Below are 16065 nucleotides of genomic sequence, written 5' to 3'. Positions count from 1 at the left end.
AGCCCCAGAAGAAGAACACCGAAATCAGCACCCCAAATTGGGACCAGCGCGTTTGTTGTGACATATGGAAGTTATTTATCTAGCTAAACTAAAAAAATTGTGTTTATTAATTTTTTACAAGGCTGCCAGTCCTTTTAGACTGGTCATTCATAAATTGTATGCTTTTGAGATTACATCCGCCCTTACGTACCATGAGCCTTAATACTTGTTTGCCGGCAGGGAGTTCAATTCTGTTTATATCAATGGCTTTCCAATTGTTGTTTCCATTGGTATTCGGCACAGATATATTCCTGGCAACTTTAGAGTTATGAAAAGAAAATGAGAGTTGAGCAGAATCATTTACAGAAGATACATTAAAGCGAAGTGTATATTTTCCTTTACGGGCAACATTAAGCGTATATTGTAACCATTCACCATCTTCCATATCGCTAATGTAATATCCATCGTTGCTTGAAGAATCTTTACGGATATCCACACCATCATTTCTATACTTTCCTCCTTTGTTTCCTACGCCACTTTTCCCGGATGTACGATAATTTGCAGTATCCTTGTCAAAATATGCATATCCATTCCTTCCCAGATCATAATCCACTGCATGCAATGTGCTATTCATGGCAATTACATTTGCATTGAAAGGCTTTGTTGCAACAGAGTGCGGTTGACGGATCAAAGCGTCTACAACATCTTTATGATAGATGGTATTTTCTAATCTGGCATTATTGGCCAATTCAAGCAGACCTTTATAGGCCTCAGTTTCACCAGGCTTTTGTCCATGGTCACTCCAATAATTCAATACCAGTTGATAATTAGCATTTGAGCTAATTTCCAATGGATTATTCCCCCCTATTTTCTTAAGCGGCCACCACGCCCAACCAATGTTATTTTGCTCCAGCAAGCGCACAGCATCTGTGAACCATACATTGGAGTTTTCTCCTGTTTCTCCAAGCCATACTGGGACATTGTATTGCTCCCTATATTTAAGGATATGTTTGATAGAAGATGGATCATTGTAATTCCAATACTTGTGAAAACTTAATGCCATATTGGAATCCCATACAGGTAATATACCATTGTAATTATTGCCCCAGCCGTTCCCTTCAATAATGATCAAATGCTTTTGATCCACTTCACGGATGGCTTTGGTGATATCGACCATAAGGCTTCTCAATGGCTCATTTTTCTGTTCCTTCAGTCCATTTTTATCATTAGCCAGATCCTGGAAACCCCAATTGGGTTCATTAATAATATCATAGCCTCCGATCCATGGTTCATTGGCATAACGCTCTGCCAGCTTTTTCCATAACATGATCATCTTCTGCTGATTTTCCCTGTTTTCCCAAAGAGAAGGTTTATCCGGATCCCTGTCAGATATATTTAAATCATTACCCTGTCCGCCAGGTGCGGCATGCATATCAAGAATCAAATACATTTGATTGGCTTTGCACCAGGCCAAAAGACTGTCAGTTAATGCAAAACCTTTTTGCAGCCAGGTGTTTTCTCCTTTAACCGGCTCCTGATCTACAGGCAAAGTGTATAAGTTATAGTGCATAGGTAGGCGCACAGAGTTGAAACCCCAAGCCTTCATGGAGTCAATATCAATCTTGCGTGTATGGTTTGAAAGCCAGGCATCATAGAATTCCTCTGTTTTCTTTGCCCCTATCAAGGCCTCTATCCTTGCTTTTATTTTATGCTGCTGGCCTTGACCATTTACCCGCAACATGTAACCCTCCTGCAACATCCATCCACCTAATCCAATGCCTCTCAGCAATACATTTTCACCCTTCCCATTCACGATTCGCTGTCCATCTGCCTTCAAAAATCCCTGTCCCTTCACAGGTAGTAAAAATGCAGTCCATGCTAAAATGAAGAAAGCTGTTTTAAGCGACCAAAAAAAGTTGTATGATCTTATTCGTCTTAACTTAATTTTCATAATCATCAGTTTGGTAAAAAATTCCTTTTTAATAAATAGTTGAGCAGTATAATGAAGAACGGGTAGTAATAAATAAAGATCTGCCATCCTTACCTGCAAGGCAAATAGTTACAGGCCTTTCGGGTACTTCTATCATGCCTTTTTGCTTTCCGGAAGCATCATAAATATAAATTTGCCCATCGGCTATGTAGAGGTTTCCTGCACTATCTGTAACATTATTGTATTCACCTCGCTCAGCAAAGTATTGAAGACTGTCCAAATAACCTTCCCGGCTTACCTGCAGGCGTACAGTTCTCTTATCATATTCATCAGTTGCATAAACCGTTTTACCAGGAAAAGCTTCAATCAATGCATTGGACCGGGCAAGATCATAGACTTCAGGAATAATCGTCACTCCATCCATTGCCAAAAATGCTTCTTTGGGTTTATTAACTGTTACTTTATTAAAATCGTGATAATCGCGCCAACGATTGGATGGATACAAAGATTTATATAAATTATGGACTGAAGCCATCGGAACTTTGGGCAGCAATTGAATTGAAGCTTCAGGATTTTCCGGATCAATTGAATATACCCAAACCCCAAAACCGGAGTTTCCCCAACCACTAAACGAAGTTCCTTTCGTATCTGGTAATGTTGGAATGACTTCAGGTTTACCATCTTGTAAATAACCAGGCCTTGGAACATATTTAAACACAACCAATAAACGATCATTACGATCACAACCTAACGATAATGGCTCCCATGGGAAATCAGCAATCATGCTTAAGGATTGAGATTCAATACTCCACTTATAAATCCTTTTTTGCCGGGATTCACTGAAATAAATATTTCCCTTACTATCCCTGCAAATACCATCTGCATATTCAAAACCTTTAGCGAGTTGTTGTATCTTATACTTTTCTGTGTTGGCTACTTTTTTCCTGGTATCATTTCCACTTATGAACAATCTTGCAAACTCCCAGGGCCGAACTTCCTGGTCTGCATTTATATCATATAAAGGCAAAGTTGAGGTATATTTTGTTTGGCTATAGTTATGCACATTCAGCAATTCTATGTTTTTATTATTCCAACTCCTGATCGAATAAGGATAAGGTGTATTGACCCGGATCACCCTGAACATGTATAAGTTGGCAAATACAAGATGTTCACAACCTTCTATTTCCAATGGCTGTGCGAATGAACTTTCCCTGCTTTCTTCTTCAAGCTGAAGCGCATAAATCTTCCAATTAGATACATTTTTAAAACGCACTTCATTCCGGACATGGTGCTCAACAGACATGGCATAAACTTTCGAAGGCGTAGACGTATTGGAAACATAAAGACCTGAAGAAGAAAACGTATTAGCCGTCCAAATATCTTTAAAAGTTCCTCCCCCACCATCCGTGATCCATAAACTCCAATACTGCGTGTCCCAGGCAGCATCTATCCCTGGCAGAATACGCGAAGAAGCAGTATTGCCACCCCCTGATCGATTGCGTCCCTGGCTACCAGAAGGTTGAGATGCAGGTCGAGCCATTGATCCATGCCCACCCACAAACTTTACATCATTCATATATGAATGTTCGCCAGCCATCCATTTACAGGCAACTGCCCTGTTATTGTACGCACCAGTATTGAGTCCAATTCCTGTTAATATATTGGTCCCTCCTTTTGGCGCCACCACTAAAGGCTGTGGTCCACCAAACCCACCAAAAGCTTCTGAATGATCATCAATAAGAAATTGAGTAGCCATTGGATGAAGGCCAATCAGTGCAGTATTGGGCTTCAAATAAAGGGTGCCTGTTATTTTATACCAACCCTGCGGAACATATATAGTAGCATAACGATCAATTGCATCCTGTAGCACTTTTGTATCATCAGTTATTCCATCTCCTTTTGCACCCAATGTCTTTACATTTACCCATGCCTGCATAGGAGGAAGTTGTGGTAAACTGCAGGCAAATGATGTATTAAAATTTTGCTCAACACTCATCTCCTTATCTGTTCTACAAACTGGCTCCTGTCCTAATTCATCTATTTGCCAACCATATGAATAGTTCTTTACTCTATAAATGTTACCCGGTGCAGCAATCATTTGTTTGCTTTGCCGTAGTTGAGAAAACACGGGTACACGACGACACAATACATTACGTATGTTTACTTGTGTAAATGCATTGGCTTCATTGCTGATGATCATTGCAGGACCGCTTACCTCGTCAAATACACCTTCTTCAATAAATATTTTCTCATGGTAATTAGAGTCCACATCAATAACTGTTGGGACTTTCTTTACCTGCATCCGGACAATGGTTAAACCAGCTTCCTGGGTTTTGATGGCAGCCTTCCGCTGGCCTTCAAAATAAGTATCCACCATCATAAACTGCCATCCTGGTGATGGTTTTGTAGTGTATATCCCATAAGAACCTCCGAAGAAACGTGCATCCTCTATCTCATTGCCTACATCAAATATGCCTGCTTTACCATCACCAATGTGAATATCTACATGAGCAATAAAACTATGTTGCGCAAAATGTGTTCTCAAGGCAACGGCATTGGAATTACCCTTATCAATTTTTATATCGATATTGGAAAAAGCACTGTAAAATGTTCCTGCATTGGCATCCCAAACTGGTTGACCATCCTGAAACATCCCACCTGTAAACCAGAACATGTATTTTGCTTTTCCCTTATCAGCAGAATCAGGAAATTGAAAGCCCGGTGCATTTTTTTGCAGGATGATCTCCGGCCTGTTCGTTCCATAGCCAATCAGTCTTACCGCAGGTGGAATAAATATGGTCTTACTGATCAAATACTTTCCTTCAGGTATAAAAAGAATACCAAAATTATATTTAGTCTTTACCAGATTGATCGCTTGTTGCAAAGCATCGGAAACATCAGTTTTTCCATCCGCCCTTTCTGGAAAATCCGAAGGCGTAAAGTATACAGCATCCGGATCTTCCGGCCTTTGCGTATAAAAAGATTTGCATTTGGTTGGCTCAATCCTTGTTCTGACTGCCTGGTGCGAGCTTGCCAGATGCCAATCCTGAGCTAAGCCCCATGTAACCGGAACAGAAAAGAATAAAAAGAGAAATACTTTCTTATAATACACCTGCAAACTTTTATTGTATGAGTATAGTAGATATAGAATGTGGAAGGCTTATAGCTTCTGCCCCTTTACCTTCCAGGCATAACTTGTAGGAAATTTTATTTCCGGTCGGATTCATCACCACAATGGCAACTTTGCCATCCTGGTTGATAAATGCTGTAGTCAGCAATTGATCCCTATTAGATAAACTCACGATTCTCTTTGCACCCGGACGAACAAATTTGGAGAAATGACCCAAATAATAATATTCACTGGTGTACATCAGCTTCCCGGTCCTGGTATCAGCATGTATGGGAGCAAAGCAGTAATTGCCTACATGATTGGGTCCGCCTTTTTCATCCAGCAGGATGTTCCAGTCACACCAGGCCACTGTTCCGTTATTGAAATCATTGACAAGTGAACGGCCATATTTCTCACCCAATGCCCAGTCATTGATCCTCTCCAGGCTAAACTTCTCGATACAACCTTCAGTAAAAATCAGGTTTTTATCGGGGAAGGTTTCGTGTACCCTCTTCACATTTTCGAATTGCATGGGACCTCCAGTCCAGGTTTCATACCAGTGAAATCCTATTCCCCATACAAATTTGGCCGCATCAGGATCATCCAATACTACACGCGCTCTTTGATACATCAGGTCGCGGTTGTGATCCCAGGCTATTAGTTTCTTACCACCCATTCCCTGTTTTTGCAAAGTAGGTCCCAGGTATTGTTTGATAAAATCCCTTTCATCTTCAGCAGTAAAGATGCACGACTCCCATCTTTGCTTTGCCATAGGTTCATTTTGCACACTCAATCCCCATACAGGCACCCCTTCCTTTTCATATGCTTTGATAAATTGTACATAGTAATTGGCCCAGGTCTGCCGGTATTGAGGGAGTAACTTGCCGCCCTGCAGCATGTTGTTATTATCCTTCATCCAGGCGGGTGGGCTCCAGGGGCTCGCAAACAAATTCAATCTGCCCCCGGCAGCAGCCATCGCTTGTTTGATCATAGGAATGCGGTACTGCTGATCATGGGCAATACTGAATGTTTTTAATTCTTTGTCACCATCAGCAACGTAAGTATAGGACCCGCTGGAAAAATCACAACTGTTGATATTGGTCCTGCCTAACGTATATCCAATACCATCTTTCAAATCGTAATAAGCCTTCAGGAATTCCTGTTGGCTTTCTTTAGGAAGCTTGGCAAATGTTTCAGCTGCAGCATCTGTTATGGCACCTCCAATGCCAACAACAGTCTGAAAAGTTTTAGTAGGATCAACAAATACACAAACATCGGTTTCCAACGGCTGGGCAAAATCTTTGAATTCCAGTGATTCTGACTGACTAATGCGCTGTTCGGTACATTGCGCAGTGGTATAAACAGTCACCTTTTTATTTTCCAATGATTTGAATTTCATGCTTTGCAACTTGCCGCTGCTTTTCTGCTGCGCCTGCAGGGCACACATGAAAAAAGTGGAAGAAAATATAAGAATAAGCTTTTTCATATAGATTGAATTTTTATAATTACCAAACATATGTTCCAACAGCCCCACTATTCAAACTACTCGTAACTATCTTGCCATTAAATTGAATGTTGAACTTTTCCTGGCTGCTTCCGTTATTGAGTACGATGAGCACTTTATTCCCTTCTGGATTTTTAAAAGCTACCGTCAACAAAGTTGATGTCTGCGAAGAACCTATCCTGGTGGATCCTGGCCTTACAAATTTGGAAGCATGAGCAATAATATAGTAGGAAACATTTCGGGAAACATAAGTACTGGAACCAATAGTTAATGCGCCCATACATGTAGAACAACCACCACTGGTATGAGGCAGGTAACTGGGGTCCGCTGCCAGGTTCCATTCCAATACATTACGGCTCCAGTTGCGGGTAGCTCCAATGATCAGGTTTTGTATGTGCCATTTCAAATCCCCTCCAAAATTACCAGGGCCTCCTGTCCATTGTTCTGTAAAGTAAATGTTCTTATTCGGGTAGGCGTTATGAACCTGTGTCAGGGCTGAAACATTACCTCCATACAAGTGAAAGGCAGATCCATCAACATACTGCCTTGCTGCCGCATCATTCAATACGTTGATGGGATAGTCTGGCTTGTCAGCATTGTGATCCCAAATGATGATCTTGGTCGTAATATCCGCAGCCAGGAAGGCTGGTCCCAGGTGGTTTTTCACAAAATCAGCCTGTTCAGTGTCCAGCATCTTCATACTTGGATTATTTCCATCGTGCATTGGTTCATTTTGAACGGTCATGGCATCAATGGTGATCCCTTCTGCCTTCATGGCCTGTATATACTTCACGAAATACTGGGCATAAACCGGGTAATACTCAGGTTTCAGACTACCACCCTTAAATACACCCGTTGTCTTCATCCAGGTGGGCGCTGACCAGGGCGAGCCCAAAATCTTTATATTGGGATTAATAGCCAGGATCTTCTTTAAGATGGGTATCAGGTCCACTTTCTCCTTATCAATGCTAAACTGCTGTAAAGAAACATCCGTTTGCCCGGCAGGAACATCATCATAGGTAAAAGAGCTTGCACTTAAGTCGGATGCGCCAATACTGATGCGTAAATAACTAACACCAATATATGTACTATCCGTAGCAAACAATTCTCTTAGGATTTCATCCTTGACGTTTGGAGTTAAAGAATTAAGTAAAGTCGCACTGCCTCCCGTTAAGGTATATCCAAATCCATCCATAGATTGGTAGGTCTGCGTTGTGTCCACTTCTATTGTTGAATAAGAATTATAAGAACTGGTAAACGCCATATTGATCGGCTGTTTTGTAAACAGCACCATCCTATCTGACTGTGTTAACCAGAAATCAACATCATTTTTAGGCACTTGCACTGGTGGTGTAACCGGGCCTGGTACAGTATCCTGCTTTCCATCCTTTTTATCACAAGCCGAAGTCATACTGGTCAATAGAAGTAGCAGTCCAAGAAGTTTGTTTTTCATAATATCATTATTAGGATGTCAAATCACTTTTTATCTATTCTTATTGAGTTAATTCAAATTTGCTTTCAAGCTTGATATTATCAGAAGCACCTCCAATCATAAATTTGAAGCTTCCCGGCTCTGCCGTCCATTTCATTTGCTGGTTATAAAAACAAAGCATCTCCCGGTCAATAGTGAAATGAACGACCTTACTTTCACCAGGCTGCAGGAATACTTTTTCAAAACCCTTCAACTCCTTTACAGGGCGTGTCACACTGGCCACCTGGTCATGAAGGTATAGTTGTGCGACTTCAGCCCCTGCATATTTTCCAGTATTGCTCAGTGTAAAGCTTACGTCAATGATCTCGTTGCCTTTGATGGTGCTTTTGCTTAGTTTCAAATCGTTATATGAGAAAGTGGTATAGCTCAATCCATAACCAAAAGCATAACGGGGAGAGTTCGGCATATCCAGGTAGGCAGAACGGTAGTTGCCAGCACGCTCATTGACCAATGGCCGGCCGGTATTTTTATAATTATAGAAAACGGGAATCTGGCCTTCCGAACGTGGAAAAGTCATAGGCAATTTTCCAGAAGGATTGTAATCACCAAATAAAACATCTGCCATCGCATGGCCAGCTTCACTGCCCAACCACCAGGTGTATAGAATAGATGGAACATGGTCTGCCGTCCAGTTAAAAATTAACGGCCTTCCTGCCATCACTAAGACCACTATGGGCTTTCCAGTATTGTACAAAGCTTTGATAAGTTCTTCCTGCACACCCGGAAGGCCGATATTAGCACGGCTTTTTGCCTCACCGCTCATATTAAAGGCCTCTCCCACTGCTACAATCACCACATCTGCCTTTTGTGCTGTTGCAACCGCTTCAGCAAATCCTGTTTGAACGCTATCCTTTATTTCACATCCTTTTGCATACAACAGTTGAACCTGGTCGCCTAACTTAGACTGAACACCTTCGTACAAAGAAACCAAATGATCATGCTGCCACTCAACAGACCAAAAACCCTTCATATCCACTTCCGACTTTGCCAGGGGCCCAATGAGCGCTACAGATTTTACCTGTTTTGATAAGGGCAACAGGTTATTCTCATTTTTTAAGAGAACGATACTCTTTGCGGAAACGTCACGGGCTGCTTTGTGGTGTTCAACCGAATTCAACACAGCATTCTCCCTTTCTTCATTGCAAAAGCGGAAGGGATCATCAAATAATCCCATTTCAAACTTCTTGCGCAGAATTCTTCTCACCGCATCATCAATCAGAGATTCGGGCACCTTTTTGTCTTTAACCAGTTTTACCAGGTTATTGATATAACTCCGGCTTTCCATATCCATATCACTTCCCGCTGTTATGGCATACTGTGCTGCTTCATAATTATCTTTTGCGAAGCCATGAGGGATCATTTCCCCTATTGAATTCCAATCACTCACTACAAAACCATTGTACTTCCATTTACCTTTCAGGATATGTCTTTGTAAAAAACTATTCCCGGTAGCAGGTATACCATTCAGTTCATTGAATGAGTTCATAAAAGTGGCTGCTCCTGCATCCACAGCTGCTTTAAAGGGTGGCAGATACACTTCCCACAGCATTCGGTCACTCATGTCAACTGAATTATAATCGCGTCCTGCCAGGGCAGCGCCATAGGCTGCAAAATGCTTGGCGCATGCCATCACAGCGCTGGTATCTCCTAAACCTTTTCCCTGGAATCCATGAACTCTTGCTTTGGCAATTAAAGAACCTAGATAAGTGTCTTCTCCTGCACCTTCCATTACCCTTCCCCATCGCGGATCCCTGCCGATATCGACCATAGGAGCAAATGTCCAGTGGATACCTGCCGCTGCAGCTTCTTTCGCAGCGATCCTTGCTGACAGTTCAATAGCATCCAGGTCCCAACTGGCAGCTTCTGCCAGCGGTATAGGAAAGGTTACGCGGTAACCGTGGATCACATCCAGTCCAAAAAGCATAGGAATTTTCAGCCTGGATTGTAAAGCTGCTTCCTGAAGCATACGCGTATCTTTTGCACCACGTACGTTGAGCATGGAGCCCACCTTACCTTGTTTAATTTCGTTCAGTTTATTACTATTGGGGGCAATAGGACCGGTTGCCAACCGGTCGCTGGTATATTGATTTAACTGGCCAACCTTTTCTTCCAGCGTCATTTGGGCAAGCAGGCGGTTTACTTTTTGTTCTAAAGAAACATTAGCCTTCAGACTTGTTTGAGCAAACATGGAACTTGCACCAAAAAAAAGCAGACAAGCAGCTAGCAGATTTTTTTTCATCATGATAGATTGTAAGAGTACGTGAAAGTTAGAATGACCTTTATACGGATGACCTGCTGTTGCAGTAATGCCTTGCATTCTCTTTCTTCATATCCAATAACAGCAAATCGTATTTCCGTATTAAGAAATATTTTTGAATCGTTGTTCAAGGGTGTATCATCAACATACAAAGACTAAAGAAATAGCCGGAGATCCCCTCTTACACAAATAACTGCATTGGCAATTTCAATAGGTATGGTTTGGAAATGGTAAAACAGTTGCCGTGTAGACACACGGCAACGTGTTATGACTGCTTTGCGAGCTACTGCTTAGTAATCGCTGTAAAGACTTACATTCGAAATAGCAACTGAACTAAAAGAACTTCCGGTACCTACTTTTATTGTAAAATAATAGGTTCCTGAAGTAGCCGGAGTAAACGTGCTTGTTTTAGTGCCCGAGGTAAAAGATGTAGTGCTGCTTGCCCAACTTACAAAAGTAGGTGTCGAACTGCTGCCATTACCACTGGAAGGTTTATCCGCCCCATAATCAGAACCATTAGCAGGCTGAAACTTACCAATCCAAATCTCACCCCAGGTGCTATTATATGTATTAGCCTCATAAGTTATAGAAACATTGTATTTCTTACCTCCGACCAACTGTACTGCCTGGTAAATACCGGTATTGTTTGGATTGTTGGTGACAGTAAATTTACCATCTGCCAACGCCCAAATACCATTCTTTGGACCCTGGTTAAATATACTCCAGTATGCGTCATCGCCCGGCCTCATTTGTCCACCTTTCAACATATATCGTGGATCATTAACTGTAGTTGTTACGGCTATTGGACCAGCATTGTATAAATGTCCTCTCTTATCTAATGCCTGCATTCTGATATTATAGGTCCCTGCCAATGGGAAAAAAACAGTATCTGTCGCTTTTCCTCCTGCATATCCACCTCCTTGATCCAGGTTCCAATAGGTTCCTGCGCAGTTGCCGGCAGTTGTATTGGTAACAACAAATTTTGTATTGCTACCCTGAACCGGAGTCACTGTAAAAGTTGCTTTTAAGCTGTCAACAGTACCATATGCTTCAAAGCTGTTATTTGATTCCTTCTGGCACCCCAGCAAGCCTATCGCACCCAGAGCCAAAGGGAATATTATTCTTACTATTTTAGATTTTATTGACGACTTCATAACCATAATTTTAGTAGCGTTTATGATAATCTTTGTATTACGTTTTATCACCAGCCAGTATTTTGCGCCCAGCCTGTTTTTACAATTTCATTCTGAGGGATGGGATACCAGTTCATTTTTTCTTCGTACACCCTATCTTCCAGTTTCTTCACAGCATAAGTAAACTTGCTTCCATCAAAAGTGATCTCCATCCTGTTCAAAGGAGCTTTGAAATAAGTGGCGGCTTTTTTCCACCTGCGGACATCCCACAAGCGATGACCTTCAAATCCAAGTTCTACCCTACGCTCATGCATAATAGCCTCCTGTGATAAGTTTGTAAGAGCTGGCATAGCTACACCTGCACGAGTTCTTACTTTATTGAGTGCTTGCAACGCCGTCATACCATAACCTTTCGGATCGCTATTAGCGCCATAAGCATTAAACATCGCTTCTGCGTAATCCAACAGTAATCCTCCATACCTGAAATAAAGCCATTGATGTTTTGTTTTGGTATTATTGGTCAGACTAACACTTGGATTTACGTATTTTGACAAATAATAGCCTGTTTTAGTAGCATTTAATTTAGGCTGGCCGCTATTGCCTCCGACATATGTTTGAATAGTATTGGAACTAAATGAGGCTCCGTTGTACACTACAGTAGCTGCCAGGCGGGGATCTCTGTTGCTGTATGGATTAGCTGCATGGGTTGGATTGCTCCAATCAAAAGGCACGGCCGTACTGCCGCTTTTCACTTCAAACTCATCTACGAAATTCTGACTGGGCGTGATACTGTTTCCATTACTTTTTTCAAACATAATAGGGAAATTGTTGAACTCAAACCCGTTCTGATCTCCGAACCTTCTGAAGAAAATTGCTTCAGTAGTCGCTGCATTCGTAGCACCAAATATATCGGTGTAAGATGTATTAGCCGTAGGAAGACTATAAACATTCATTTTTATCACATCGTTAGCAGCAGCAGCAGCGTCTTCCCAGGTAAACGCGGAGCCGGCCTCTTTGAACAAAGGACTGGCGGCATATAACAATGCCCTAGCTTTCAGCGCTTTGATCGCTCCATAAGTGGCTCTGCCCGATTCATACCAAGTTAAGCTGGTACGCACGCTATCCGGAATAATAACTGCGGCCTTGTCGCATAAAGAAACGATATACTTGAAACAATCATTCACTGAATTTCTTGGCAAGCTTTTCCATGTATCAGGATTATTGTAATCTACTGCCTGGTCGATGATAGGAACGCCACCGTAACGTTTCACCAACTCAAAATAAAAGAAGGCTTTCAGAAAATAGCATTCCCCTTCCATGAACTTCACATTCAATACTGCTTTTTTGTAATTAGTAGAGTCGTTATTGACAATGCCATTGGAGAGATAGGACAGATCAATTTCTCCTCTGTGTTTCAGGTGGAGATTGGCCTGGTAAATACCGTCGAAGCAATTAGACCAGGCTCCTCCATCAGGATTATTGAATTGGTTCCACACGCCATAATTGAAAGTATGGGAACGGTTGTTTACATTGGTATGGTACGCGTCGTCTGTGGCTGCTTCCATATCCATCGAGGCAAATCCATCTGGTAAAAAACTATACGCTCTCCAAACAACATCCTGCGCGTAGTCGTATGTTTTGTACATCATGTCTATAGGCATGTCAGCCGGTATGTTTTTTACATCCAGGAAGTCCTTTTTACAAGAGACGAAAGAGAATGTAGCCAACACTATAATGATGATATAATAATATTTTTTCATTTTGTGTTATCTTAAAATGTTCGTTCTAAAATTTTGCTTTAACTCCTAATGTACCTGTTTTCATCAATGGGTAGCCCATTGAAAGCCTTTCTGGTTCTAATCCTTCGATGTCGTTTCCAAACAGGTTATTACCACTCAGGAAAAACCTTACATTCTCCATTTTCTTCAGGAATCCTGTGTGAGGCAGGGTGTATCCTACTTCAATACTGCGAACTTTGAAGAAGTTACCATTGCGAAGCCAAAAGTCTGCAGCCTGGTTGTTGTTGTTATTGACCAGGGTGGACAATCTTGGTGAAGCAGCTGTTGCTGCCGTTTCCGGTGTCCAGGGATTGCTTGAAAAAACAGTAATATTATTGTTATTCGCTAACGGGTGTGTATAATCGAAAGCGTCATCCAATAAACTTACGGTCCTGTTCATGACCCCTTGTAAAAAGGCATCAAAATCAAAGCCTGCATATTTGAAACCTAAATTGAACCCTAATGTGATCTCAGGAAGCTTGGTATATTCCATTGGCACTTTGTCGTAACTGCTAATTAATCCGTCATTGTTTACATCCACATATTTCAGGTCGCCAGGACGTACTGGTCCATAGGTTGATTTTACCACTCCTGGGTTCAGGTTACCATTCGCATCAAAATCGGATACCTGGTAAAATCCAACGCATTGCAGGCCGGTCATCTGGTTGATCCGGTAGCCCTGATCATACAGGTAACTATAAGGTTGGGCGTCTTCTGCTTTTTTGGTTATTTTATTGCGGGCATAGGCCATGGAAGCTCCGGCATAATACTCCAACTTGCTCTGCGTTTTGTCTCTGAATTGAAGTGACACTTCAAATCCTTTGTTTTCGGCCTCACCGGTATTTGTATTTCTAAAATTGAAACCAGTATAGTCGGGAACCCCAACAGGTGCTTCCAAAATAGCTGTACGTTTTTCGCTAAACACATCTACAGTTGCATTCAACTTCTTGAAAAGTGTCAGGTCAATGCCTACATTAGCACTTCGTTTAGATTCCCATGTAAAATCAGCGTTCGGAATGGCTCCTTCCGTTCTGCCGTTTTTACCTCCATCGGTTGTTCCCAGGGTATAAACACCCTCCGTATAACTGCCCCATTGTTCATACAAGAAGCGAGAACTTTCGTTGGTATTGGCCGTCACACCATAAGACGCCCTTGCCTTTAAGAAGTTAACAACGCTATTGTTTTTCAAGAAGTCTTCATTGCTTACAATCCATCCCAAACCGAGCGCGGGAAACATTCCGTAACGATGGCCTGATTCAAAATCACCTGAGCCAAGATAAGAGAAGGACAGGTCTGCAATATATTTCTTGCTATAATCGTAAGTCACGAACCCGCGCAATCCTTGTTCCACTACTGCATAAGTCTGACCGTCATGGATATAACTGGAACGGGAAGCTTTTAACATGCCTGTAAAACTATGTTTGCCGAAACTTTTATCATAATCAAAACCAAACAGGGAAGAGGTCCTGTTCCAGTGATCATTACCGCCATCATTGATACTTTCGCCTACAGCTCCCAATACATTATAAACAACGGCACCCTTAGCATCTATAACGGGGTTGTCGTAAGCATCTTTGGCAAGTACATAAGAAGGTACAGCAAACTTTTTCTCATAAACACCTACATATACGTTGCTGAATGAAATACCACCGCTAAAAGCCAGTCCGCTCACCAAGGCATCAAATTTTTGTTTGAAATTTACGTTCGTTTGCAAGTACCGGGTATGAGAACTATAAATACCATTTGTCCTGAGCAATTGTACCGGGTTAAAATTATAAACAGAACTATTTCCCCATGTCCCATCCAGGTTTTTCACCGGAAATGCTGCAGCCGGGATCTTCAGCAAATTAGAAAACACAGAGGCGGCGGTAAAGCCGGCAGGCGTATTACGGTCTTCAGTAATTCCGGAAACAGTAGCTTTCACAGACAGATTTTTGTTCAACTGCAAGTCTATATTTGCTCTCAAATTGAGCCTTTTATATTTTGCATTGGTGCCGAAATCTTTGTCAATCATATCCGCATCCCTGTATAGACCTATAAAATCGGTATAGCCGCCCAGTACAAAATATCTTGCTTTTTCGTTGCCGCCACGGAATGAAATATTGTAATTCTGTGTTGCAGAATTATTGGTCAATAGTTTATCATACCAGTTTACATTGGGATGAAAAGGATCATCACTGGCTTTATAAAAATCAGGGTTATAATACTTAACGGGCAACCCGTCATTTTTCAAAGCCAGGTTGTAAGCAGTTACATACCCGTAAGCATCCATTACCTCAGGCATTGCAATGGGGCGCATGCCTCCGTACCTGGCATTTACCTCAATCTTGGTTTTGCCTGTCTTTGTACCTTCTTTAGTACGAACGCTCAATACACCTGCACCACCATTAAGGCCGTAAACAGCAAGGGCAGCCGCATCTTTCAGCAGGGTGATGGATTCTATTTCATTGGGAGACAAAGCAGAAAGCGCATTCATATCCACCTGGAAGCCATCAAGATAAATACCCACCTTATTGCCCGCTATATTCCAACTGCTTTGACCGCGTACGTAAAGAGTCGGGTTATCATAACCGGGTTCGCCAGCACCTGTCACTACGGTCAGACCCGGGATCCTTCCCTGCAAGGTGTTCAGTAAATTACCTGCGTTTGTCCGTGCCAGTTCTTCTCCTGAAATGGTAAAAACGGCACCTGTATTTCTCCAATCCTGTTCGGTTCTGATACCTCCGTCAATAAGATTGGCTGGAGCGCTTTTTTCAGTCAGAAATATGGTGGAATCTAACTGGTTAGGCTTCTTTGTTTGCGCCTGGGCTACCGATAGCCCGGACAACAAGGTCAGCCCAATAAAAAGTTTTATATTTCTATTTTTCATATAATTTAAGATTA

At 41.9% G+C, this 16065-nt stretch carries 8 protein-coding genes; all 8 read right to left on the bottom strand.

The annotated features are described in order from the left end of the window. Nucleotides 1–106: 106 nt before the first annotated feature. The 8 genes from OCK74_RS11850 to OCK74_RS11815 all read right to left on the bottom strand — a co-directional run bounded on the left by OCK74_RS11850 (nt 107) and on the right by OCK74_RS11815 (nt 16051). A complete protein-coding gene (locus tag OCK74_RS11850) occupies nt 107–1930 on the bottom strand; it encodes a cellulase family glycosylhydrolase (RefSeq protein WP_279297254.1) in 1824 nt (607 codons plus the stop codon). A 28-nt stretch (nt 1931–1958) separates the two neighbouring features. Then, on the bottom strand, nt 1959–5021 hold the full coding sequence (locus tag OCK74_RS11845) for a glycosyl hydrolase family 28-related protein (protein ID WP_279297253.1): 3063 nt from the start codon (nt 5019–5021) through the stop codon (nt 1959–1961). Between the two features lie 10 nt (nt 5022–5031). Beyond that, nucleotides 5032–6504 carry a glycoside hydrolase family 30 protein gene (locus tag OCK74_RS11840; protein WP_279297252.1) on the bottom strand — a complete coding sequence of 491 codons (1473 nt, stop codon included), beginning with the start codon at nt 6502–6504 and terminating at the stop codon, nt 5032–5034. A 19-nt stretch (nt 6505–6523) separates the two neighbouring features. Then, the gene (locus OCK74_RS11835; RefSeq protein ID WP_279297251.1) at nt 6524–7975 is read right to left on the bottom strand and encodes a glycoside hydrolase family 30 protein; all 1452 of its coding nucleotides are present in this window, start codon (nt 7973–7975) and stop codon (nt 6524–6526) included. 40 nt (nt 7976–8015) lie between these two features. Then, nucleotides 8016–10256: a glycoside hydrolase family 3 N-terminal domain-containing protein gene (locus tag OCK74_RS11830; protein WP_279297250.1), complete on the bottom strand. Its 2241-nt coding sequence runs from the start codon at nt 10254–10256 to the stop codon at nt 8016–8018. A gap of 305 nt (nt 10257–10561) precedes the next feature. After that, complete coding sequence (locus tag OCK74_RS11825) at nt 10562–11425, bottom strand: hypothetical protein (RefSeq protein ID WP_279297249.1); 864 nt, start codon at nt 11423–11425, stop codon at nt 10562–10564. Nucleotides 11426–11472: 47 nt separating this feature from the next. Continuing rightward, nucleotides 11473–13164 carry a RagB/SusD family nutrient uptake outer membrane protein gene (locus tag OCK74_RS11820; RefSeq protein ID WP_279297248.1) on the bottom strand — a complete coding sequence of 564 codons (1692 nt, stop codon included), beginning with the start codon at nt 13162–13164 and terminating at the stop codon, nt 11473–11475. 25 nt (nt 13165–13189) lie between these two features. Beyond that, entirely contained in the window at nt 13190–16051 is a 2862-nt protein-coding gene (locus OCK74_RS11815; RefSeq protein ID WP_279297247.1) for a SusC/RagA family TonB-linked outer membrane protein, read from the bottom strand. Nucleotides 16052–16065: the final 14 nt, after the last annotated feature.

This window comes from Paraflavisolibacter caeni (assembly GCF_025628885.1).
Taxonomy (GTDB): domain Bacteria; phylum Bacteroidota; class Bacteroidia; order Chitinophagales; family Chitinophagaceae; genus Flavisolibacter; species Flavisolibacter caeni.
Note: the sequence above shows the minus strand (reverse complement) of the source record. Positions and strands in the feature narration are given on the sequence as shown.

What these genes read in the sequence shown, in the direction of transcription:
- OCK74_RS11825 (WP_279297249.1), bottom strand. Translation starts at nt 11,425, where the DNA reads ATGAAGTCGTCAATAAAATCTAAAATAGTAAGAATAATATTCCCTTTG.
- OCK74_RS11850 (WP_279297254.1), bottom strand. Translation starts at nt 1,930, where the DNA reads ATGAAAATTAAGTTAAGACGAATAAGATCATACAACTTTTTTTGGTCG.
- OCK74_RS11830 (WP_279297250.1), bottom strand. Translation starts at nt 10,256, where the DNA reads ATGATGAAAAAAAATCTGCTAGCTGCTTGTCTGCTTTTTTTTGGTGCA.
- OCK74_RS11815 (WP_279297247.1), bottom strand. Translation starts at nt 16,051, where the DNA reads ATGAAAAATAGAAATATAAAACTTTTTATTGGGCTGACCTTGTTGTCC.
- OCK74_RS11840 (WP_279297252.1), bottom strand. Translation starts at nt 6,504, where the DNA reads ATGAAAAAGCTTATTCTTATATTTTCTTCCACTTTTTTCATGTGTGCC.
- OCK74_RS11835 (WP_279297251.1), bottom strand. Translation starts at nt 7,975, where the DNA reads ATGAAAAACAAACTTCTTGGACTGCTACTTCTATTGACCAGTATGACT.
- OCK74_RS11820 (WP_279297248.1), bottom strand. Translation starts at nt 13,164, where the DNA reads ATGAAAAAATATTATTATATCATCATTATAGTGTTGGCTACATTCTCT.